Origin of the sequence: Promicromonospora sp. NFX87, from assembly GCF_048564965.1 — a bacterium.
Classification (GTDB): domain Bacteria; phylum Actinomycetota; class Actinomycetes; order Actinomycetales; family Cellulomonadaceae; genus Promicromonospora.
The window spans coordinates 1,555,197-1,576,879 of the sequence record NZ_CP183413.1; the positions used below are offsets into that span (position 1 = coordinate 1,555,197).

The 21,683-nt window shown below is 71.6% G+C and carries 21 protein-coding genes; 10 read left to right on the top strand and 11 right to left on the bottom strand.

The features are described from left to right. Positions 1–131: 131 nt before the first annotated feature. Positions 132–332, top strand: a complete 201-nt coding sequence (locus tag ACNYC2_RS07000; RefSeq protein ID WP_419706334.1) for a hypothetical protein — start codon at positions 132–134, stop codon at positions 330–332. Positions 333–467: 135 nt separating this feature from the next. On the opposite strand, the gene glnA is transcribed toward ACNYC2_RS07000, so the two are convergent. From glnA to ACNYC2_RS07030, 6 genes are all read right to left on the bottom strand, one after another. Further along, positions 468–1,892 (bottom strand): type I glutamate--ammonia ligase, encoded by a 1,425-nt coding sequence (glnA, locus tag ACNYC2_RS07005; RefSeq protein ID WP_419706335.1) that lies wholly within the window; start codon positions 1,890–1,892, stop codon positions 468–470. A gap of 270 nt (positions 1,893–2,162) precedes the next feature. Next, positions 2,163–2,906 carry a DUF4191 domain-containing protein gene (locus ACNYC2_RS07010; protein ID WP_419706336.1) on the bottom strand — a complete coding sequence of 248 codons (744 nt, stop codon included), beginning with the start codon at positions 2,904–2,906 and terminating at the stop codon, positions 2,163–2,165. A gap of 42 nt (positions 2,907–2,948) precedes the next feature. Then, on the bottom strand, positions 2,949–3,950 hold the full coding sequence (gene lipA, locus ACNYC2_RS07015; RefSeq protein WP_357511376.1) for a lipoyl synthase: 1,002 nt from the start codon (positions 3,948–3,950) through the stop codon (positions 2,949–2,951). A 91-nt stretch (positions 3,951–4,041) separates the two neighbouring features. Next, positions 4,042–4,782, bottom strand: a complete 741-nt coding sequence (lipB, locus tag ACNYC2_RS07020; protein WP_419706337.1) for a lipoyl(octanoyl) transferase LipB — start codon at positions 4,780–4,782, stop codon at positions 4,042–4,044. Positions 4,783–4,940: 158 nt separating this feature from the next. Continuing rightward, entirely contained in the window at positions 4,941–5,948 is a 1,008-nt protein-coding gene (locus ACNYC2_RS07025; RefSeq protein ID WP_419706338.1) for a hypothetical protein, read from the bottom strand. Between the two features lie 251 nt (positions 5,949–6,199). Continuing rightward, positions 6,200–6,913, bottom strand: coding sequence for an HNH endonuclease family protein (locus ACNYC2_RS07030; RefSeq protein WP_419706339.1), 714 nt, complete (start codon positions 6,911–6,913; stop codon positions 6,200–6,202). Positions 6,914–7,078: 165 nt separating this feature from the next. Here ACNYC2_RS07030 and ACNYC2_RS07035 point away from each other — a divergent pair, with 165 nt between their 5' ends. Together ACNYC2_RS07035 and ACNYC2_RS07040 are read left to right on the top strand one after the other, a co-directional pair. After that, positions 7,079–8,167, top strand: a complete 1,089-nt coding sequence (locus ACNYC2_RS07035; RefSeq protein ID WP_419706340.1) for a Gfo/Idh/MocA family oxidoreductase — start codon at positions 7,079–7,081, stop codon at positions 8,165–8,167. 119 nt (positions 8,168–8,286) lie between these two features. Continuing rightward, a complete protein-coding gene (locus ACNYC2_RS07040) occupies positions 8,287–9,750 on the top strand; it encodes a hypothetical protein (RefSeq protein WP_419706341.1) in 1,464 nt (487 codons plus the stop codon). Here the strand turns inward: ACNYC2_RS07040 and ACNYC2_RS07045 are convergent. The 3 genes from ACNYC2_RS07045 to lpdA all read right to left on the bottom strand — a co-directional run bounded on the left by ACNYC2_RS07045 (position 9,734) and on the right by lpdA (position 14,117). Beyond that, entirely contained in the window at positions 9,734–10,666 is a 933-nt protein-coding gene (locus tag ACNYC2_RS07045; protein WP_419706342.1) for a TIGR01777 family oxidoreductase, read from the bottom strand. The genes ACNYC2_RS07040 and ACNYC2_RS07045 overlap by 17 nt on opposite strands. Positions 10,667–10,777: 111 nt before the next feature. Next, a complete protein-coding gene (gene sucB / locus ACNYC2_RS07050; RefSeq protein WP_419706343.1) occupies positions 10,778–12,610 on the bottom strand; it encodes a 2-oxoglutarate dehydrogenase, E2 component, dihydrolipoamide succinyltransferase in 1,833 nt (610 codons plus the stop codon). Positions 12,611–12,641: 31 nt separating this feature from the next. Further along, on the bottom strand, positions 12,642–14,117 hold the full coding sequence (gene lpdA / locus ACNYC2_RS07055; protein WP_419706344.1) for a dihydrolipoyl dehydrogenase: 1,476 nt from the start codon (positions 14,115–14,117) through the stop codon (positions 12,642–12,644). Positions 14,118–14,372: 255 nt separating this feature from the next. On the opposite strand from lpdA, the gene ACNYC2_RS07060 reads away from it, so the two are divergent. Next, positions 14,373–14,729 (top strand): oxidoreductase, encoded by a 357-nt coding sequence (locus tag ACNYC2_RS07060; RefSeq protein WP_116676058.1) that lies wholly within the window; start codon positions 14,373–14,375, stop codon positions 14,727–14,729. Between the two features lie 116 nt (positions 14,730–14,845). Here the strand turns inward: ACNYC2_RS07060 and ACNYC2_RS07065 are convergent, their stop codons facing one another. Beyond that, complete coding sequence (locus tag ACNYC2_RS07065; protein ID WP_419706345.1) at positions 14,846–16,381, bottom strand: leucyl aminopeptidase; 1,536 nt, start codon at positions 16,379–16,381, stop codon at positions 14,846–14,848. Between the two features lie 167 nt (positions 16,382–16,548). Here ACNYC2_RS07065 and ACNYC2_RS07070 point away from each other — a divergent pair, with 167 nt between their 5' ends. From ACNYC2_RS07070 to ACNYC2_RS07090, 5 genes are read left to right on the top strand one after another with little or no spacing between them, the layout of a single operon-like run. Beyond that, the gene (locus tag ACNYC2_RS07070) at positions 16,549–16,908 is read left to right on the top strand and encodes a hypothetical protein (protein WP_419706346.1); all 360 of its coding nucleotides are present in this window, start codon (positions 16,549–16,551) and stop codon (positions 16,906–16,908) included. After that, positions 16,905–17,336, top strand: a complete 432-nt coding sequence (locus ACNYC2_RS07075; RefSeq protein WP_419706347.1) for a hypothetical protein — start codon at positions 16,905–16,907, stop codon at positions 17,334–17,336. Before ACNYC2_RS07070 ends, ACNYC2_RS07075 begins: the two co-directional genes overlap by 4 nt. Continuing rightward, the gene (locus ACNYC2_RS07080) at positions 17,333–18,424 is read left to right on the top strand and encodes a quinone-dependent dihydroorotate dehydrogenase (RefSeq protein WP_419706348.1); all 1,092 of its coding nucleotides are present in this window, start codon (positions 17,333–17,335) and stop codon (positions 18,422–18,424) included. Before ACNYC2_RS07075 ends, ACNYC2_RS07080 begins: the two co-directional genes overlap by 4 nt. Then, complete coding sequence (locus tag ACNYC2_RS07085) at positions 18,421–18,630, top strand: hypothetical protein (protein WP_419706349.1); 210 nt, start codon at positions 18,421–18,423, stop codon at positions 18,628–18,630. Before ACNYC2_RS07080 ends, ACNYC2_RS07085 begins: the two co-directional genes overlap by 4 nt. Beyond that, positions 18,627–19,424, top strand: a complete 798-nt coding sequence (locus ACNYC2_RS07090; RefSeq protein ID WP_419706350.1) for a putative hydro-lyase — start codon at positions 18,627–18,629, stop codon at positions 19,422–19,424. The genes ACNYC2_RS07085 and ACNYC2_RS07090 overlap by 4 nt, the downstream gene beginning before the upstream one ends. Here the strand turns inward: ACNYC2_RS07090 and ACNYC2_RS07095 are convergent. Continuing rightward, complete coding sequence (locus ACNYC2_RS07095) at positions 19,409–20,926, bottom strand: PLP-dependent aminotransferase family protein (protein ID WP_419706351.1); 1,518 nt, start codon at positions 20,924–20,926, stop codon at positions 19,409–19,411. The genes ACNYC2_RS07090 and ACNYC2_RS07095 overlap by 16 nt on opposite strands. A 60-nt stretch (positions 20,927–20,986) precedes the next feature. Here ACNYC2_RS07095 and ACNYC2_RS07100 point away from each other — a divergent pair, with 60 nt between their 5' ends. Then, entirely contained in the window at positions 20,987–21,676 is a 690-nt protein-coding gene (locus tag ACNYC2_RS07100; protein ID WP_419706352.1) for a YczE/YyaS/YitT family protein, read from the top strand. Positions 21,677–21,683 lie beyond the last annotated feature (7 nt).

Genomic DNA, 21,683 nt, shown 5'->3' on the forward strand with positions numbered 1-21,683 from the left:
CCTTGGCCAGCAGAGATCGCCGCGACGGGCCTTCAGGCGCGCCGGTGTCTCCAGTAGCGTGTGGGCGAGGTCGGCCCGGCAGGAGCCGGCTGTCCGGTCCTGGCCGGCGTACCGAGATGGGGGATCAGCTCATGCAGTTCGAGGGACCGGCCGAGTTGATCGGCTGGGCGGCTCAGTGGGCCGAGGTCCTGGGCGCCATCGGAGCAGTTCTGATCTTCCTGATTGCTCTGTACATCGCCATCCGGGAGTCGCTGCGCGCGCGGAAGGACCGTCTTCGCGAGAAACACGATGCGGCGCGTGCGGAGGAGACGGCGCGGGATCAGGCCGACTAGTTGACGAAGCTCGGCGAGGAGACACGTCCTGCACAGGCACGAGAAACGGCGACCGACACTGCACAACGTCGCAAGACGTAAGTGCAGGTCAGCCGCCGTTTCGGGGCATCTCAGCAGGTCACAAGGGACCAGCGATCAGATGTCGTAGTAGAGCTCGAACTCGTGCGGGTGCGGCCGCAGGCGGATCGGGTCGATCTCGTTCTCGCGCTTGTACGCGATCCAGGTCTCGATCAGGTCCTCGGTGAACACGTCACCGGCGGTCAGGTACTCGTGGTCGGCCTCGAGCGCGTCGAGCACGCCGTTGAGCGAGGTCGGGACCTGAGCGATCTGAGCGTGCTCCTCCGGGGGCAGCTCGTACAGGTCCTTGTCGACCGGTGCCGGCGGCTCGATCCGGTTCTTGATGCCGTCCAGGCCGGCCATCAGCATCGCCGAGAACGCCAGGTACGGGTTCGACGACGGGTCCGGCGCGCGGAACTCGATGCGCTTCGCCTTCGGGGAGGTACCCGTGATCGGGATACGGATCGAGGCGGAACGGTTACGAGCCGAGTAGACGAGGTTCACGGGAGCCTCGAAGCCCGGGACCAGGCGGTGGTACGAGTTCACCGACGGGTTCGTGAAGGCGAGCAGCGACGGCGCGTGCTTGAGCAGGCCACCGATGTACCAGCGAGCCAGGTCGGACAGGCCGCCGTAGCCCTTCTCGTCGTAGAACAGCGGCTCGCCGTTCTTCCAGAGCGACTGGTGCGAGTGCATGCCCGAGCCGTTGTCGCCGAAGACCGGCTTCGGCATGAACGTGGCCGACTTGCCGGCCTCGAACGCGACGTTCTTGATGACGTACTTGAACTTCATCAGGTCGTCGGCGGCGTGCAGCAGCGAGTTGAACTTGTAGTTGATCTCCTGCTGGCCGGCGGTGCCCACCTCGTGGTGCGCGCGCTCGACGGAGAGACCGACCTGGCTGAGAACCTTGACCATGTCGTCGCGCAGGTCGGCGAAACGGTCGCTCGGCGAGGTGGGGAAGTAGCCGCCCTTGAAGCGGGTCTTGTACCCGAGGTTGCCACCCTCCTCCTCGCGGCCGGTGTTCCACGCGGCCTCGACGGAGTCGATGGAGTAGAAGCTCTCGTTCGCGGACGTCTTGAAGCGCACGTCGTCGAACACGTAGAACTCGGCCTCGGCACCGAAGAAGACGGTGTCGGCGATGCCGGTCGACTTGAGGTAGGCCTCGGCCTTGGCCGCGATGTTGCGCGGGTCGCGAGCGTAGGCGTCACCCGTGAACGGGTCCACGATCGAGAAGTTCACGATCAGGGTCTTGGCCTTGCGGAACGGGTCGATGAACGCCGTCGTGATGTCCGGCACGAGCTTCATGTCGGACTCGTGGATCGCCTGGAATCCGCGGATGGAAGAGCCGTCGAACATGAGGCCCTCGCTGAAGGCGTCCTCGTCGAACTGCTCGACCGGGATGTTGAAGTGCTGCGTGATGCCCGGCAGGTCGATAAACCGGACGTCGACGAACTCCACCCCCTCGTTGCGGGTGAAGGCGATCGCCTCCTCGGCGTTCTTGAACATCTGCGCTCCTTGCTCGCTCGATAAGTTCAGGGGGAGTCCGTCGGACCTTGCCGGACGAGCAGGGCAGGGTCGCACGCGGATCGCCATGAACCTATGGGCAGGTGGTTTCTCTCGGGTTAATGATTGTTGCCGGGATGTTTCTCGGGCCTCTCGGCCGTGTGACCCCGGGAAGATGTGCTGGTCGAGGGTCCGGCAGCGGTCCTCAGCGTGCCAGAAGTCACATGACCGGGCTGGGCGGCGTCCGTCCATCGGACAGCCGGAGAGCGCCGGTCAGCGGCCGCGCATGCCCTTGCGGTCGGGGCGGGCACGGGTCGGGTCGATGCCCTTCGGGATCGGCAGCTTCATGCCGCCGATCGCCTTGAGGCGCTTGCTGATCTCGGCGACCTCGGCCCTGGTCAGGGTCGACTTGAGCTTGGTGACGGCGCGCGCGAGCTTGGTGAGCGGCACCTGTCCCTCGCCGTCGCCGCACTGGATCAGCGTGACCGGGACGTTCGAGAGGATGCGGCTGACCCGCTTGCGCTCCTGCTCGAGCAGCCGACCCACGCGGTGCGGCGGACCCTCGGAGACGAGCACGATGCCGGCCTTGCCGACACCCCGGAACACGAAGTCCTGGTTGCGTGCGTCGACCGCGACGGGCTCGTCCTCGAAGGTCCAGCCGCCGCGGACGGTGCCGAGCGCCGCACGCGCGGCGCCGGGCTGGCCGGCGATCTGCGTGTACGCGGCCTTCTCGGCGCTGCGCGACAGCACGAACATCGCGGCGAGCACGCCGAACGGCACACCGATGACCAGTGCGTAGACCCACGGGCCCGTGAGGACGCCGATGAGCAGCGCTACCGCTACGACCCCGACGAACGCGGCGAGCATCCACCAGGTGACCAGCGGGTTCTGCTTGCGGGTCATCTTGTAGACGTCCCACAGCTGGTGATACCAGCGGCGCTTCTTGGGCTTCTTCTGCTTGGAGGCAGACGCTGCTACGTCGTCGCGCGCGTCGCCCCCGGACGAGTTTCGGGCCATGGTCGTCAATCTTAGTGCGCTGCGGGTGGTCGGGTCGCCGGGTCAGCGGGCCAGCAGGCTCGCCGCCTCCTGCCGGGAGGTGGTCGGCTGTGCGAGGTGCGCGAGCGCCTCGGGGATCGCGCGGCCGTGCTTGGTCATCGCCTGGCCCCAGAGCCGGCCCGCGCGGTACGACGAACGCACCAGCGGCCCTGCCATGACACCGAGGAAGCCGATCTTCTCGGCCGTCTCGGACAGCTCCACGAACTCCTCGGGCCGCACCCAGCGGTCCACCGGGTGGTGGCGCAGCGAGGGCCGGAGGTACTGCGTGATCGTGATGATGTCGCAACCGGCGTCGCGCAGGTCCTGGAGCGCCTGCTTGACCTCTTCGATGGTCTCGCCCATGCCGAGGATCAGGTTCGACTTGGTGACGAGGCCCGCGTCGCGCGCCCGGGTGATCACCGAGAGCGATCGCTCGTAGGTGAAGGCGGGCCGGATCTGCTTGAAGATGCGCGGCACGGTCTCGACGTTGTGCGCGAGCACCTCGGGGCGGGACTCGTTGACGGCGTCCAGCAGCTCGGGGATGGCGTTGAAGTCCGGGATCAGCAGCTCGACGCCGGTGCCGGGGTTCAGTGCGTGGATCTGGCGGACGGTCTCCGCGTAGAGCCAGGCGCCGCCGTCGGCCAGGTCGTCGCGGGCGACGCCGGTGACGGTCGAGTACTTCAGGCCCATGGTCCGCACGGACTCGGCGACGCGGCGCGGCTCGTCCTTGTCGAAGTCGGCGGGCTTGCCGGTGTCGATCTGGCAGAAGTCGCAGCGGCGCGTGCACTGGTCACCGCCGATGAGGAAGGTGGCCTCGCGGTCCTCCCAGCACTCGAAGATGTTGGGACAGCCTGCCTCTTCGCAGACCGTGTGCAGGCCCTCGCCCTTGACGAGCGATTTCATGTCGCGGTACTCGGGACCCATCACCGCCCGGGTCTTGATCCACTCGGGCTTCTTCTCGATGGGCGTAGCCGAGTTGCGCGCTTCGATGCGCAACATGCGTCGGCCTTCAGGTGCGATGGTCACGCAGGTCCCTCCCAGGTCAGCGGGTCCGCCCAGCCTAAGCCTCGGCCGCCCGCGCTCGCGCGGTCGTCCCGGGGCCCGGCAGTGGCGTTCGTCACGCGGTGGCGACGGCGGCCGCGGCCGGCACCGGAACCGGCACCGCAGCCGGCATCGGAGACGGCACAGCGGACGGCGTCTCCTGGCGGGCCAGCAGCGGCGCGAGGCGTTCGATCAGGGCCGCCTCCAGCAGTGGCCGGACGTCGTCGACGGTGACGCGCCGGCCGAGCTCGGCGGTCAGCGAGGTGACGTCGGCGTCCTCCGCGGGGATGCCGCACGGCACGATGTGGTCGAACGCGGTGAGGTCGGCGTCGCAGTTCAGGGCGAGGCCGTGCATGGTGACGCCCTTGGCCACGCGCGCGCCGATGGCGCAGACCTTCCGCTCCAGCCGCGGCGTCTCGACGTCGGGGGAGTCCGCGGCGACCCACACGCCCGACCGGCCCTCGACCCGGATGGTCTCGAGGCCGAACGCGGCGCAGACGTCCATCACCGCCTGCTCGAGGGTGCGGACGTACTCGACGACGTCGAACGGCTTGGCCAGCTTGATGATCGGGTAGGCCACGATCTGGCCCGGCCCGTGCCATGTGATCTTGCCGCCGCGGTCCACCTTGATGACCTCGGTGCCGTCGGTCGGGTACTCGGCACGGTTCGTCCGGGCGCCCGCCGTGTAGACGGAAGCATGCTCGAGGAGGAAGACCGTGTCGGCCTGCTCCTCGGCGCGCACGGCCTCGTGGGTGCTGCGCTGCAGGTCCCAGCCCTCGTGGTACTCGACGTGCCCGGTGAGGTGACGCATGTCCATGCCCGCCACCCTACGTCCGGACCCGGACGACGATGGGCCCCCTGGTCCACTGAGCAAGATTCAGGAGGCGAGGGGGAGCCGTAACTCGCTCGGTTACGGCTCACCCTGGCGTTACGGTCCGCCCTGGCCTGGCCCTGCAGCGAGCGGATCGGCAGTGGTCAGAGGTGGACCGGGCCGACGGCGGCGGCGGGGGGCAGCGCCGCCGACGTCACCCGCCCGCCCAGCTCTTCGAGATGAGCCGCGACCACAGCCCCGATCCCTCCTGGCTGGTCGTTGTCGGTGGGCTTGAAGCGCAGCAGCACGATCTTCCCGGTCGCGAGAAGCCGGTTCTGCCGGGGCGCGTCCTGGACGAGCGCTTGTGGAGTCGAGTGCGGACCGACCCCGTCGATCTCGACGACGAGCCATCGCCCGTCGCTGAGCGCCCAGGCGAAGTCGCACCGGGCGAGGAACTGCCCGTCGTGGTGAAAGACGACCTGGCTGCGGTCCGGGGGAACGCCGTGGTCTATGCAGGAGAGCCGGGCCCGGCTCTCGGCGGGGGACTCGTCGTCGCACACAGCGAGGTGCAGCTCCTGGAGCGCCCGCTCCGCGTGAAGGCGTCCGCGCAGCAGCCTCGCCACCGTGGCGAGGCCGTCGTGGCTGATGAGCTTCTTGTTCAGCGCGCTGCTGACCACGGCGACGGCGTCGTCCCGGGAGAGGTAGGGAAGCGCCTGGGCGAGGGCGTGCTCGATCTTCGCGATACGCCAGCTCCCGTAGGGCTGGGACCTGAAGTTCGCGTACTGGCGCACGATCACGCCGTCTCGCGGTCTGTGGTGCGCGCCCCGCGGGAACGAGATCTCCGGTTCGATGTTCCGGGGCAGCCCTGCCACGCCGTGCAGGGCGAGCGCTGCAGCGCCGACCGCAGCAGTCCCGGGCCAGACGAGCAGGCCCTTGACCGCGGAGCGTCGGCGGACATGGTCGAAGTAGTCGACCCGCTTCCTCGCCGACAGCGGGGTGGGGTCGGTGTCGACGACGCGACCGCCTTCCCACCGCCAGACGCCGTGCTGGACGAGGCGACGGATCCGGCGGCGGTCGACACCTGCCGCGCAGCACTGCCGCACGGAGAGCAGGCCCTCCTGCCGGGCAGCCAGCTTGCCCAGCTGCGGGGGGATCGAGGCGAGTGGACGCATGACGGGATCAGATCACCGCTCACCACGTCGTCGCCGGCACGCTGGAGCCGGTTGTGCACAACTGCCCGGAGGGCAGGCCTGTGGTCGAGCTCGCGGTGCCGTACTCCAGGGAACCGGTACCACGGCCGCCGTCCACCAGCCTTGTGCCGTTCCCGCTAGCAGCAGCCGCTGACCCAGGTTCAAGAGGTCAGCGGGAGCCGTAACCGGCCCGGTTACGGCTCCCCTTGGCGTTACGGTCCACGCAGGCCTGGTCAGCGGGCCGGGAGCGGCTCCGCCGGGCAGCTCGTCAGGACGTCCTCCATGGCGTCGTGCTCTGCGGGCGTGACCCACAGGTCGTACTCGGCCTTGACCGCGATCTGCCGGGCGATGTACTCGCAGCGGTAGGCCTGGTTGTCGGGCAGCCACTCGGACGCGTCCTTCGCACCCTTGCCCATGTTCGCGGGGCCGTCGGAGGCCACGAGGTTGAGCGGGTCGTTCGCGATCGCGACGCGCTTCTCCTTGTCCCAGTCCGCCGCGCCGGTCGTCCAGGCGTTCATCAGGGCCACCACGTGGTCGATCTGCACGTCGCCCGAGTTCTCGCCGCGTTCGAAGGCGATGGTCTCGCCCGTGTACGGGTCGTCGAGCGTCCCGGACGCGACCTCGCACGCGTCGCCGGCCGAGAACTTGATGTCCTCGAGGTCGCGCTGGAGCATGTCGTTGCGGGTGTCGCAGCCGTTGTCGTCGACGTCCTGCCACGCGCTGCCGAAGTCGGCCTCGCGGTCGTAGCCGTCCTTCGTGGCGGCTTCCTGCACCGTGAGCGAGTCCAGCGCCGCGAGGGCCGAACCCTCCGCGCCCTCGGCGGGGGCCACGTCGTCACCAAGGGACTTGATGATGAAGTTCCCGGCCAGCACGAGTGCCGCCACCGCGATGAGTACGAGCTGCAGGGTCTTGCGGGCCTGGCTGGACTTCTTGGCTGTGGCGGACACGAGCCCCTCATTCTTTCGGCAGGTGTGGTCCGGACACACTTGGCCGGACACGCTAAGAACGTGCGAAACGTACCTCTTGCCCCAGTCTGCCAGAGTTGTGTTACGGCAGTTAACCCGCTGACCAGTGATCTCGCGTTGCCGCGTCCCGCGGGGCACCATGGGGCCATGGCTCTTCGGATCGGGATTGTCGGCTACGGAGGTGCGGGCAGGCAAATCCACGCTCGCCTGGCGCGAGCTGCGGGAATGTCGGTAACAGCCGTCGTCGCGCGCGACTCGGGACGGCGCGTGCAGGCGGCCGGCGACTGGCCCGGCGCGCGCCTGTTCAACGACCTCCCGTCGATGCTCTCCGAGCCCGGGCTCTACGACCTCGTGGTCGTCGCGAGCCCCTCGTCGCTGCACGCCGAGCACGCGCATGCCGTCTCCCTCGCCGGCAAACCCTTCGTGCTGGACAAGCCCATAGCGACCACGGCGGCGGAGGCCCGGCGGGTGCTGAGCGCCGCGTCGTCGTCCGGTACGCCGTTCACCGTGTTCCACAACCGCCGCTGGGACCCGGAGCAGCTGACCCTCGCGGCCCTGCTGAAGCGCGGCGACCTCGGCAAGGTGCACACCTTCGAGCGGCACTGGGAGCGCTGGCGCCCCAAGCCGCAGCAGCGCTGGAAGGAGAACGACGCGGTGGGCGGCGGGCTCCTGCTCGACCTCGGCCCGCACCTTGTCGACTCGGCCACCCAGCTGTTCGGCCCCGTCGTCGCGGTGTACGCGGAGACCCGCGCGCTCTCCACGCCCACCGAGGACGACGTGTTCCTCGTGCTGCACCACGCCGCGCCCGGTACCGAGCCCGGCGTCGTCCCGGGACGGGCCGCCGGCGCCGACGTCCTCTTCGGGGCCGAACCGCCCGCCAAGGGCGTGGTCTCCCGCCTGTGGGCAGGCTCCCTCGTCGGCGCGCCCGGGCCGCGCACGCGTGTGCTCGGCGACGGCGGCGCCTACCTCGTGAACTCGTTCGAGGGCGACGCCTCACCGTTCGACGTGCTCGACGGCGAACAGCCCGAGGGGACGCACGGCTGGCTGGTACGCGGCAGGGAGCGGACGGCGGTACCCCAGCCGCGCGGCGGGCACGGAGACTTCTACACGGCGGTCGCCGAATGGCTCGCCGGCGAGGCCGACGTCCCGGTCGACCCGGCGGACGCCGTCCGGACCGCGGAGGTGCTGGACGCCGCCCGGCGGTCCGCCAAGGAGGGCCGGGTCATCGACGTATGAGCCGCCCGGGCCCCCGTGCCGGGAAGGTCCGCCTTCGAGCGTTCCACCCACAGGGCACCGGATTCAGCAAATCCTGTGGATAAAGAGCGCGCTTCGGAGCGCAGGGTTCTCATGAATGCGTGCACTACATCGAATCTGCGGAACTGGTCCGCGTGGCCGTCCCCACGGAGGCCGCGGCGCGCGCCCTCCTGGTGCGCCGGCTGGACACTCTCGCGACACTGGACCACCCCAATCTGGTGCCGCTCATCGCCATCTCCCCGAACGGTCCGGACAACCTGGACGTCCGGCTGTCGCGGACGGGAGCTGTCGATCTGCCCACAGCCGTCGGATCGCGGGGTCCCCTGACCGCCGCGGAAGGCGCGGGTGTCACCGTAGCGATCGCCCAGGCGCTCGCGGCCCTGCACAGCGTGGGCCTCGTCCACGGCGGGGTCCGGCCGACGGACGTGCTGCTGCGCTCCGACGGGAGCGCGATGCTGCGGCCCCGCGTGACGCTCCCGGAGCACAGCGACGACCCGGTCGACGTCACGTCCCTGGCAACGCTCGTCGAGTCGGTGCTGGGCTTCCCCGGCCCGAGCCTGAACTCCGAGGCCGACGAGGCCCTGCGTGCCGTCCTGGCCAGCGCCCGCGCCGAGGACCCGCGCGACCGGCCCGAGCCGGGCACCCTCGCGGCGCTCGCGCACGACGCCGTGAAGCCGGAGCCGGTCCGCCTCCCCGCGGGGTCGGCGCTGATCTCGGCCGCCATCAGCGGTCCCGTGCCGCTCGCGGGCCACGTGCCGCTCGGCGCGCACACGCCGTCGGCCTGGCGCACCGCGGCCAAGACGCTCACCGGTTCCATCGCCGTGGTGGACGGCCGCGCCTGGGTGGCCCAGGCGCGGCGCCGGGCGACGATGCCGGTCAACGGACCGTCCCGTACGGAGCTGGTCGCCGAGGACGCCGAGCCGCGGACCACCACCGTCTCCGTGTTCGCCACCATGATGATCGCGGCGGGCGTCGTCGCGGGCATCACGGCGGGAGTCACCGCCATGCCCCAGGTCTTCGGCGGTGAGCGGTCCGCGGCAGCGGCGCCGTCGCCCGACACCTCCGCGACGAAGCTGGGCGGCATCAGCCCCGTGGCCAACGCCAAGGACCCGGCGGGTGCCGCCGCCGAGCTGACGTCGCGCCGTCTGGCCCTGCTGGCGGGCGCCGTGTCCGACATCAAGACGGTCAACGTGGAGGGTTCGCCGGCCTACCTGGCCGACAAGAAGATCCTCGACGAGCTCAGGCGGACCGGGGCGCAGGTGGTCGGTGCGTCCGCCGACGTGCAGTCGATGGAGGTCGTGACGATGGGCCCGGGCGCCGCGTCCGCCCTGCACAACGCGACCACCGCATCGCGCAAGACGTCCGAGACGGACGGCGCGGCCGTGGGTGAGCAGGCGGCGAGCAAGGACGCGCCCATCGAGGCAGTCGTCCGGATCACGTACGCGATCACCGCGCACATGCAGGTGTCGGACAGCGGAGAGACGGCGGTCCCGGCGTCGAACGAGTCGGCCGACCTGACCCTCGTGTGGACCCCGCAGGGCTGGCGCGTCAGCGAGGTGCGCTGACCTCGTTCGCCTCCACCACCCAGCGGGCCGCGTCCTGAGGACTCGCGTGCGTCCAGGAGAAGCCGGTCCTGGACAGCACGCCGGGCACGACCCGCTGGGAGGCGACGAGGTCGTCGGCGAACTGGCCGACGGCGATCCGTAGCGCGAACCGGGGTACGGCGAGCACCGCGGGGCGGTGCAGGGCCTGCGCGAGCGCACGGGTCAGCTCCCGGTTGGTCGTCGGCTCGGGCGCGACGGCGTTGACCGGACCGTCGACGTCCGCGCCGATGACGTGGCGGATCGCCGCCACCTCGTCGGTGAGGGTGATCCAGCTCCACCACTGGCGGCCGCTGCCCAGCGGTCCGCCGAGGCCGAGGCGCAGGAGGGGCAGCAGCTTGCCGAGCGCGCCGTCCTCGGGGGCCAGCACCAGGCCGCTCCGCAGCCATACGACGCGCGCCCCGGCGTCCGACGCGGGGGTGGTGGCGTTCTCCCATGCCTTGACGAGGCCGGCGAGGAAGTCGTCCCCGCGCGTCGACGCCTCGGTGAGGACCTCGTCCTTGCGGCTGCCGTACGCCCCGACCGCCGAGCTGTTGACCAGCACCGGCGGGTCGTCCAGGCGGGCGACCGTGCGCGCGAGCAGGCTCGTCGTCGTGGTGCGTGAACCGAGCAGCGTCTGCTTGTAGGCGGCGGTCCAGCGGTGGTCGCCGATCCCGGCACCGGCGAGGTTCACGACGGCGTCGACCCCCTCCAGCGTGGCCGGGTCGAGCTCGCCGGTCCGCGGGTCCCACAGCACGTCGCGGACGCCGGGTGTCCCGGTGCCGTCGGACGGCGCGGCGCCGCGGCGGACCAGCCGCCGCACGGTGTCCCCGCGCGCGAGGAGGTCCGCGACCAGCGCGGATCCGATGAGGCCGTGCGAGCCGGCGATCGCCACATCCATGCGGCGAATCTACCGGTCAGACGGCTGTGGCCGGTCCCGGACCCGGGACCGGCCACAGCCACCTGCTCGGCGCGCTGACCGCGCGCCGGATGCTTCCGCGTCAGAGACCGGTCAGAGACCGACCTCCGACTCGAACGCGCCCTCCTCGATCCGGTTCTTGATGGCCGTGAGGAAGCGGGCCGCGTCCGCGCCGTCGACCAGGCGGTGGTCGTAGGAGAGGAAGATGTACGCCATCGAGCGCACCGCGATGCTCTCGTTGCCGTCCGGGTCCGTCACGACGACGGGGCGCTTCGTGATGGTGCCGGTGCCCAGGATCGCGGCGTGGCCCAGCGGCACGATCGGGGTGTCGATGAGCGACCCGCCCGAACCCGTGTTGGTGATGTTGAACGTGCCGCCCGACAGCTCGTCCGGCGTCACCTTGTTCGCCCGGGTGCGGGCACCCAGGTCCTGGATCTGCCGCGCGATGCCGGCGAGGTTCAGGTCACCGGCGTTCTTGATGACCGGGACCACGAGGCCACGCTCGGTGTCGACGGCGATGCCGACGTTCTCCGAGCCGTGGTAGGTGATCTCGCCCTTCTCGGTGTCGATGGTGGCGTTGATCTTCGGGTAGGCCTTGAGCGCCTCGATGGCGGCCTGCGTGAAGAACGGCAGGAACGTCAGCTTGGCGCCCTCGCGCGCGGCGAACGACTCCTTGGCCTTGGCACGGAGCTGCGCGACGCGCGTGACGTCGACCTCCATGACCGTGGTCAGCTGGGCCTGCGACTGCACCGCCTCGAGCATCCGCTCGGCGACGATCTTGCGCAGACGCGACATCTTCTCGGTGGTGCCCCGCAGCGGGGAGACCTCGAGCTTGGCCGGGGCGGACGGCGCCTTGGCCGGCGCGGACGCTGCTGCCGGAGCCGGGGCGGCCTTCGCCTCCGCGGCGGCGAGCACGTCCTCCTTGCGGATGCGGCCACCGACGCCGGTGCCCTTCACCTCGTTGACGTCGACGCCCTTCTCCGCTGCGAGCTTGCGCACGAGCGGCGTCAGGTACGAGCCGATGGTGCGACCGCCCGACGCCGGGGCGGGTGCTGCGGGCGCCGACGGTGCCGGTGCGGCGGGAGCCGGAGCTGCCGGTGCGGGCGCAGGTGCCGGAGCGGGGGCCGGGGCAGCGGGTGCCTCGGCGGCCGGAGCCGGTGCGGGCGCCGGCGCCTCGGGTGCGGGGGCGGCGGCCTTGGCCGGCTCCGGGGAGTCGGCGGCCGGGTCCGGGACGGGAGTCGGGGCCTCGGCGGCGGGTGCGGCGGCACCCGAACCGACGAGCGCCAGGACGGCGCCGACCTCGACGGTCTCGTCCTCCTGGACCAGGATCTTCTGGAGGGTTCCGGCCACGGGCGACGGGATCTCGGTGTCGACCTTGTCGGTCGATACCTCGAGCAGCGGCTCGTCGACCGCTACGTCGTCGCCGACCGCCTTGAGCCAGCGGGTCACGGTGCCCTCGGTGACCGACTCGCCCAGTGCGGGCAGCGGGACCTCGGTGCCCTCACCGGCGGGTGCCGCCGCCGGGGCAGGAGCCTCGGCGGGTGCGGCGGGCGCGGTCTCGGCGGCGGGCTCCTCGGCGGGCGCTTCGGCAGCAGGTGCCTCGGCGGGAGCTGCCTGCGGCGTCGGCTCGGAGGCCTCGGCGGCGGCCGGCTCGGCCGCGGGGGCGGCCGGTGCGGCGCCGGAACCGGAGCCGTCGCCGATGACGGCGAGAGTCGTGCCGACCTCGACCGTGTCGTCCTCCTGGACGAGGATCTGCTCGAGGACGCCCGCGACGGGCGACGGGATCTCGGTGTCGACCTTGTCGGTCGACACCTCGAGCAGCGGCTCGTCGACGGCGACCTCGTCGCCGACAGCCTTGAGCCAGCGGGTGACAGTGCCCTCGGTAACGGATTCGCCGAGGGCCGGCAGCTGCACGTTCTCAGACATGACCTGTGAGGTCTCCTTTGTCGTTAAGGGGTCAGTTGTGGGCGTGCAGAGGCTTGCCGGCCAGCGCCATGTGTGCCTCTCCGAGTGCCTCGTTCTGGGTGGGGTGTGCGTGGACGAGCGAGGCGACGTCCTCAGGGAACGCCTCCCAGCCGACGATGAGCTGGCCCTCGCCGATCAGCTCGCCCACGCGCGAGCCGATCAGGTGCATGCCGACCACTGGTCCGTCCTTGCGGCGCACGAGCTTCGCGAAGCCCTGGGTACCCAGGATCTTGCTCTTGCCGTTGCCCGCGAGGTTGTACTCGATGGTCTCCACCTGGTCCGGCCCGTACAGCTCGGCGGCCCGCGCCTCGGTGACTCCGACGGACGCCACCTCGGGCTCGCAGTAGGTGACGCGCGGGATCGCTGTCTCGTCGATGGTCGCGGGCGCCAGGCCCGCGATCTGCTCGGCCACGAAGATGCCCTGGGCGAACCCGCGGTGGGCGAGCTGCAGGCCGGGCACGATGTCGCCGACCGCCCAGACATGTCCTGCGCTGTCGCCCGCCCCGGTACGAACCCCCGTGCGGAGCAGCTCGTCGGTCAGGACGAAGCCGCGGTCGAGGCGGACGCCGGCCGACTCGTAACCGAGGTCGGCGGTGCGCGGACCGCGTCCGACGGCGACGAGCAGCAGCTCGGCGTCGAACGTGGTGCCCGACTCGAGCTCGACCTGTACGCCGTCCTCCGACTGCTTGACCTGGGCGAAGCGCTCGCCCAGGGAGAACTTGATACCGCGCTTGCGGAACGCCCGCTCCAGCGCCTTGGAGAGCGCGACGTCCTCGTTCGGGACGAGGTGCGGCAGCGCCTCGACGATCTGGACGTCGGCGCCGAAGGACTTCCAGACGGAGGCGAACTCGACGCCGATCACGCCGCCGCCGAGCACGACCACCGACTTCGGCACGGTGTCCAGCTTCAGCGCGTCGTCGGAGGTGATGACCCGGCCGCCGAGCTCGAGACCTGGCAGGCTGCGGGCGTAGGAGCCCGTCGCGAGCACCACGTGGGTGCCGGTGTAGCTGCTCCTGGCGCCGTCCGCGGAGGTGACCTCGACGACGCCGGGGCCCGCGAGCGTGCCGTGCCCCTCGACGACGGTGATCTTCCTGGAGGTGATGAGCCCCTGCAGGCCCTTGTACAGGCCGGCGACCACGGAGTCCTTGTAGGCGAGCACGGCCGGCATGTCGATGCCGTCCAGCGTGGTGCGGACGCCGAACTGCGCGCCGTGCGCGGCGGCGTCGGCCACCTCGGCGGCGTGCAGCAGCGCCTTGGTGGGCACGCAGCCCACGTGGAGGCAGGTACCGCCGACCTTGCCCTCTTCGACGAGGGCGACGCTCAGACCCAGCTGTGCCGCCCGGAGCGCGGTGGCGTAGCCGCCGCTGCCCCCGCCGAGCACGACGACATCGAACGTGGCCGGATTGTCATGCGTAGGCACGTGCTGGCTCCTCGTTGACTTCGCTGGTGGCGCTGTGGGCGCCCACATCGGGTGGATAGTGAGCACCGCATGCCATCTTGACACTTCAGCGGGCGTGGCCCCAATCGTGAACCCGGCTCGGCGGGTGTGACCGTGGCGACATTGACGGGCAACCCGGGCTGTGAAAAGAGGATGTCCGGCCTGATCTGGGGCGTGAGGCCAGGTACGGGGCCTGACGGCGGCCCTGTGAACAGGACCTGTGGGTTTCCTGGAATGGCGTGGAGATGCCTAGGACAGCGCGGGTCTCGCGAGTAGTCTCGGTTCATGCCCCGCCAGTCCCGTAGCTCGCTCGCGCGTTTCTTCCAGCGACGCTCATCGTCCTCCGGTAGCGGATCACGCCCGAGCGGCAACGACGCACGCCGCCAGACCCTGGCGCACCTCGGTGAGTTCATCGGGTCGCGGGTGGGCGTCGAGGCCTATGTGGAGCCCCCGACCACCGACATCCCCAGCACGATCCTGCTCGTGGCGACCACGGGGGAGTGGACGCGCCGCCGGGTACCGGACGAGCGCGCCGCGTTCGAGATCGCGAACCAGCTCGGGGTACCGGTGTACAACGTGCGGTTCACCGGCTACCCGCAGCGGATGCGCGACTGGAACAGCGCCCAGCGCAAGCCGAAGTAGAACCCTGGCCAAGTAGAACCCTGGCGAGATAGAACTGCAGCGAGATAGAACCGAGGCGGTGCTGCGGTTCTATCTCGCTGCAGTTCCACTTCGCTGCAGTTCTACTTCGCGAACCGCTACTTCGCGCGGCCCTCGAGGAAGCTCAGGAGGGTGCGGACGCCGACGCCGGTGCCACCGCCGGGCGTGTACCCGTGCGCTCCGCCCTCGTTGAACGCCGGGCCCGCGATGTCGAGGTGGGCCCACGGGTGGTCGCCCACGAACGTCTGCAGGAACAGGCCGGCGTTGAGCATGCCGCCCCAGCGCGGGCCCGAGTTGGCGACGTCGGCCACCTTGGACTTGATGTTCGACTTGAGCTCCTCCGGCAGCGGCATCGGCCAGAACAGCTCGCCCGAGGTGTCGGCGGCGGCCTTGACCTCGTCACGGACCTCGTCGGTGCCCATGACGGCGGAGGTGCGGTTGCCGAGCGCGACCATCTGGGCGCCCGTGAGGGTGGCGATGTCGAGCACGACGTCGTGGCCGTCCTCGATCGCGGACACGAGGCCGTCGGCCATGACGATGCGGCCCTCGGCGTCGGTGTTCAGCACCTCGACGGTCTTGCCGCCGTAGATGGTGATGACGTCGGCGGGGCGCTGGGCGTTGCCGCCCGGCATGTTCTCGGCGAGGCAGAGGTAGCCGGTCACCGCGACCGGCAGGTTCAGCTTCGCGGCGGCGACCACCGTGGAGAGGACGGCGGCGGCGCCCGCCATGTCGGACTTCATCGCCTCCATGCCCGCGGCCGGCTTGATCGAGATGCCGCCGGAGTCGAACGTGATGCCCTTGCCGACCAGCGCCACCTTGCCGTTCGGCTTGGCCGGCGTGTAGGCGACCTTGACGAGACGCGGGCCGCGCGACGAACCCTGGCCGACGGCGGTGAGCCCGCCGTAGCCGCCGGACGCCAGCTGCTTGTCGTCCAGGACGGTCACCTTGACGTGGCGGACGTCCTTGGCGGCGGCCTTCGCCGCGTCGGCGAACGTGGCCGGGTACAGCTCGTTGGGCGCCGCGTTGACGAGGTCGCGGGCGGCGTGGACCGCCGCGGCGACGATCTCGGCGCGCTCGGCGGCGACCTTGGCCTTCGCGTTCTTGTGCAGCGGCGTCAGGATCTCGATGCTCGCGACCGGGTCCTTGCCGTTCTTGGCCGCCTTCGCGCCGTCCTTGCCGGTGCTGTCCTTCCCGGCGTCCTTGCCGGAGGTGCGGTAGCGGTTGAAGGCGTAGGCGCCCAGCAGTGCGCCCTCGGTCACGGCGGTGATCTCGTCGTCGTCGGACGCGGGCAGCGCGATGGCCGCCGACCTGAGGCCGGCCAGCTCGCGGGTCGCGGCGCCCGCGGCGCGCCGGAGGGTCTCGGTCGCGAAGGTGCCGTCCTCGGCGCGCTCACCCAGCCCCGTCAGGACCAGGACGTCGGCCGCGAGCTTCGGGCCGGCCGGGATCTTGCGGACCTCGTCGCGCGCACCGGTCACGCCGAGCTGTGGCGCGAGCGACTCGAGCTCGGTCAGCAGATCCGTGGGGAGCTGGTCGGACACGACGGCTACGCCGTCCGACGTCTGGGCGGTCGCCACTACTAGCGCTTCGGCCTTCACGGCGGTGGGATTCTTGCTGGAGAGGGTCACGTCGGTCACGAGCCCGATCGTATCCCGCGCCTCTGACTCCCTGTCCGGCTCCCGGTCCGCTGCGCCTTTCCGGGGTGTTCGTCCGGTTCGGGGCGGGGCACCGTGCATGGATAGAGGCGCAGGTCACGCACGATCCGATTGCCGCCCCGTAGGTGCCGCCCGGTAGTCTGCGGGACGTGATCCTTGCCCTCCTGCTCCTCGTGGTCGCGCTGTGCGTGGTCCTGGCCGGGTGGGCCGGCTGGTTCGTGGCACGCGACCGCGCGGTCATCCTGAACCAGCTCTGGGGCGGTGCCGTCGTCGAGGGCGTCGTCCTGATCCAGGGCGTCGTGGCGATCGTGCAGGGCGCCACCGGCGCCGGCGCGGACGACCCGTTGCTGTTCTGGGGCTACTACGCCACCACCCTGGTGATCCTCCCGGTCGCCGCGGCCTGGGCCTTCGCCGAGCGCACCAGGTGGAGCTCGGTGGTCCTGCTGGTCGCGTCCCTGACCGTGGCCTTCCTGGAGTGGCGCATGTGGCAGATCTGGATGGGGGCATGATGGCGCGAGCGGCGGCCGGACGGCGGACCGGGCAGGGCTTCGGCCGGGTCCTGGTGACCGTCTACGGGATCCTGGCGTTCGCGGCGCTCGGCCGCTCGTCCTACGAGCTGGTCGTGAAGTTCGGTGAGGCACCGGTGGCGTACTCGCTGTCGACCCTCGCCGCCGTCGTCTACGTCGTGGCGACGTTCGCCCTCGCGATCGGGACGCCCGTCTGGCGCACGATCGCGTGGATCACAGTGGGTATCGAGGCCGTCGGCATCCTGACCGTCGGCGCGCTGTCCCTCGCCGACGAGCACGTGTTCGGCGAGTCGACGGTCTGGTCCGGGTTCGGCCAGGGCTACGGTTACGTGCCCCTTGTCCTGCCTTTCGTGGGGTTGTGGTGGCTGTGGCGGACGTCGCCCGGCGCATCCGAGGAGAGGACTGCATGAGCTGGCCGTACTCGTTGTTGTTCAACGTCGCCTTCCGCCGCATGGATCCGGAACGCGCGCACGAGCTCGCGTTCTCGCTGATCGAGCGTGCGGGCAGTACGCCGGTGCTGCGTGACCTCGTGCAGGGCGCCATCGCGCCCTTCCTCGGCCAGCGCGCCGGCGGTCCGGGCAGCGTGCGCCTCTTCGGCCGCGTGGTGCCCGCGCCCTTCGGCCTGGCGGGGGGTTTCGACAAGAACGCGAGAGCGGTCCGGGGCCTGACGATGCTCGGCTTCGGGTTCATCGAGATCGGCACGGTCACCGCACAGCCTCAGCCGGGCAACGAGAAGCCGCGCATGTGGCGCGAGCTCGACGTGCGCGGGGTGCGCAACCGGATGGGCTTCAACAACGAGGGCGCCGCGGTCGCGGCGGCCCGGCTGCGGGAGCTGCGGAGCACCGCCGCGGGCCGCGCGATAGTGGTCGGCGCCAACATCGGCAAGACCAAGGTGACGCCGCCGGAGGACGCCGCAGCGGACTACGCGACGTCGGCCCGGCTGCTCGCCCCCTGGGCGGACTACCTGGTGGTCAACGTCTCCTCACCGAACACCCCGGGCCTGCGCGACCTGCAGGCGACGGAGTCGCTGCGACCCATCCTGCAGGCTGTGCGCGCCGCGGCCGACGAGGCCAACGCCACGGGCTCCGCCGGGGCCGGCCGACGCATCCCGCTGCTGGTGAAGATCGCCCCAGACCTCGCGGACGACGACATCGACGCCGTCGCCGACCTCGTGCTCGAGCTGGGGCTGGACGGCGTGGTCGCCGTCAACACGACGATCGGCCACGACCGCGGCCCCGGCGGCCTGTCCGGCCCGCCGCTGCTGGGCCGGGGGATCGAGGTCGTCGCCCGGCTGCGCAAGCGGCTCGGCACGGGCCCGGTCATCATCGGTGTCGGCGGTATCACCAGGGCCGACGACGTCCGCGCCTACCTGCGCGCCGGAGCCGACCTGACTCAGGGCTACACGTCATTCGTCTACGAGGGGCCGCTGTGGGCGTCGCGGATCAACCGCGCGCTGACCCGTTCGGCAGGCTCGACAGCAAGTGGGAGGCTGGAGTGATCCGTCCGCAGTGGGAGTGGGCCCTGGACGACGCCGAGGGGCGTCGCCTGGTCGAACCCGTCACCCCCGTGTTCACGGCGCAGTACGACGCCGAGCAGTGGCTCGGCGAGCACTGGCGTGCGCTGGCCGAGGCCGGCGCGGTGCAGGCGCGGCTGCTGCACGACGGCACCCAGGCGGCACCGGGCGTGGAGCTGCGGGTCCCATGACCGCCCCGGACCAGCTCACGCCTGATCTGCTCACCCCGGACCAGGCGCGGGCGCGGTTCCGTGCCGGGCTGCGGGTGCCGACGTCGGGCTGGGCCGCGGGGTGGACGCAGGCCAACCTGATCGCCCTGCCCCGGGCCGAGGCGTACGACTTCCTGCTGTTCGCCCAGCGCAACCCGAAGCCGTGCCCGGTGCTGGACGTGACCGAGCCGGGCGAGACGTCGGCGTCGATCTTCGCCGGTGACCTCCGCACCGACCTGCCCGCCTACCGCGTGTACCGCGACGGCGAGCTCGCCGAGGAGCTGACCGACGTCACGCACCTGTGGCGCGACGACCTGGTCACCTTCCTCGTGGGCTGCAGCTTCACCTTCGAGAGCGCGCTGCTGGACGGCGGTGTGCCCGTGCGCCACATCGAGGCCGGGTCCAACGTGCCCATGTACCGCACCAACCGGGAGTGCCGCCCGGCGGGCGCCCTGTCGGGCCCGCTCGTCGTGTCGATGCGGCCGGTCCCGGCGAGCCAGGTGGCGGACGCCGTCCGGATCACCTCCCGGTACCCCGCCGTGCACGGTGCGCCGGTGCACGTGGGCGACCCGGCGGCGCTGGGCATCGCCGACCTCGCGGCCCCGGACTTCGGGGACGCGGTGGAGGTCCGCGACGGCGAGGTCCCCGTGTTCTGGGCGTGCGGGGTGACGCCGCAGGCCGCCGTGATGCGGTCGCGCCCGTCGTTCGCCATCGGCCATGCGCCCGGGCACATGGCGATCACCGACGCCCGGAACTCGAGCTACCTGGTGCCGTGAGTGGTGCCGTTGGGGGTGGCGTGAGCGGGGCGCCGGCGGCCCGCCACCCGTCCCCAGGCCCGGACCAGGCGCGGCACGGCCTCGGTCAGCTCTGCGGGTGATCGCGTGTAGGTGAGCCGCACGTGCGAGGCGGCCCCCGCGTTGTCCGGGGTGAACAGCGGGCCGGCGGCGACGAGCGCGCCCTCGGCCGCGGCCGCCGCCGCGAAGGCCTGGGCGACGGGCAGGCCGAGGTCCACCCAGCAGAACAGCCCGCCCGGCGGCGTGGGCACGTCCCACGGGAACGACTCCCGGAGGTGGCCGACGAGCAGGTCACGACGCTCGCGCAGCATGTGCCGCCTGCCGACCATCACCTCGGCACGGCGCCCGAGCAGCTCCGTCACGGCCAGCTGCTCCAGCACCGCCGTCGCGATGTCCGCGGACTGCCGCGCGCGGGCGAGCTGGGCGATCACCTGCGGATGCGCCCGGACCCAGCCGACGCGGAGCCCGCCCCAGAACGCCTTCGAGGCGGACCCCACCGACACCACGTGCGGCGAGGTGCCGTCCCCGGCGAACGGAGGCGGCGTCCTGTCGTCCGACAGCCCGAGCTCGACGAGCGTCTCGTCGCCCACGACCGTGACGCCGTGCCGGTCGGCGATCTCCCGGACGGCCGCACGCTCGTCGGCGGAGAGCACGGAACCGGTCGGGTTCTGGTAGTCCGGAACGAGGTACACGAGCCGCGGCTTGGCGCGACGCACCGTCGAGGCGAGCAGGTCGACGTCCAGCGGTCCGGCGGGCACACCCACCACCCGGCCTCCGGCGTCGCGCATGGCCTCCATGGCGTGGAAGTAGGTGGGGGACTCGACCACCGCGCGGTCGCCGGGGCGCAGGTGGGTGTGCGCGAGCAGGGCGATCGCCTGCTGCGCGCCGGTGGTGACCAGGATCTCGTCGGCGGTGGTCGGCACACCGCGTTCGCGGTAGCGCGCGGCGACGGCCTCGCGCAGCGGTGCGAGGCCGTACGGCTCGTAGCCGCCCGAGTCCAGGTAGGCGGGCAGTCCTTCCAGCGCTCGGGTGAAGGCCTCGTGCAGCTCGGGCGGGGCGGGCGGCGTCGCCTGCCAGAGGTCCAGGTGTCCCGTTCCGGACAGGCCGACCGCTCGCACGGCGCCCCGCAGCGTCTCGCCCGCCACCGGGGCGTCGCCGCCGGCCGGCCGGCCCGGAACCGGCCCGGTGGCGCGCTGCGGCAGCGTGGTGACGGTGCCCGAACCGACACGGCTCGTCGCGAACCCGAGCTCGCGCAGCCGCGCGTACGCGCCGGACGTCGTGGTGCGTGAGACGCCGAGGACCGCCGCGAGCTCACGTTCGCTGGGCAGGCGGGTGTGCGGGGCCAGCGTCCCGGACAGGACCGCCGCCCGCAGTGCGTCGGCGAGGGCCAGGTAGGCGGGTCCGCCGGCATGCCATGCGCCGAGCAGCCGGGCGGTGGTGGCGGGGGAGAGCTGACGCAGGACGGTGGGACTCGCGACGGGCATGGGGCCACTCTTCTCCGATTGGCCATGGAAGACAAGGCCAATGGCGCGCACCATGGGCATATGACCACGACCACCGGCCGCCCGGCCGACCCCGGAGTCCTCCCCGTTACCGCACCGGAGGAAGGGAGCCCCGCAGCCGTCGTGATGCACCCCGCGCGCCGGGTCGCCCAGCTGCTGCTGGGCCTCGTCGGCTTCGGCGTCGCCACGGCGATGATGCTGCACTCGGGCCAGGGAGCGATGCCGTGGGCGGTGCTGGACCAGGGCATCGTGGACCGCACGGACCTCGCCTACGGGTGGGTGGTGCTCGGGATCGGGCTGCTCGTGATGCTCGCCTGGATCCCGCTGCGCCAGCGGCCGGGCGTCGGCACGGTCGCCAACATCATCGTGATCAGCCTGGTGATCGACCCGGCCCTGTGGGTGCTGGAGCGGCTGCTGCCCGCCCCGGGGCTCCCCGCCGGGATCGCTCTGGCCCTGGGCGGGATCGTGCTGCTCGGGGTGAGCACCGCGGCCTACGTCGGGGCCCGGTTCGGCCCCGGCCCGCGCGACGGGCTGATGACCGGTCTGGTGCAGCAGACCGGCTGGCCCGTCTGGCTGGTCAAGACCGGTATCGAGGTCGGCGTCGTGCTGCTCGGCGTGCTGCTGGGCGGGACGTTCGGCTGGGCGACTGTCGTCTTCGCCTTCGGCGTCGGCCCCGTGGTGCAGGTCTCCGCGCGGTGGCTCGCGCCATCAGGTCTTACGGGGCGCCACTGACGAAAAC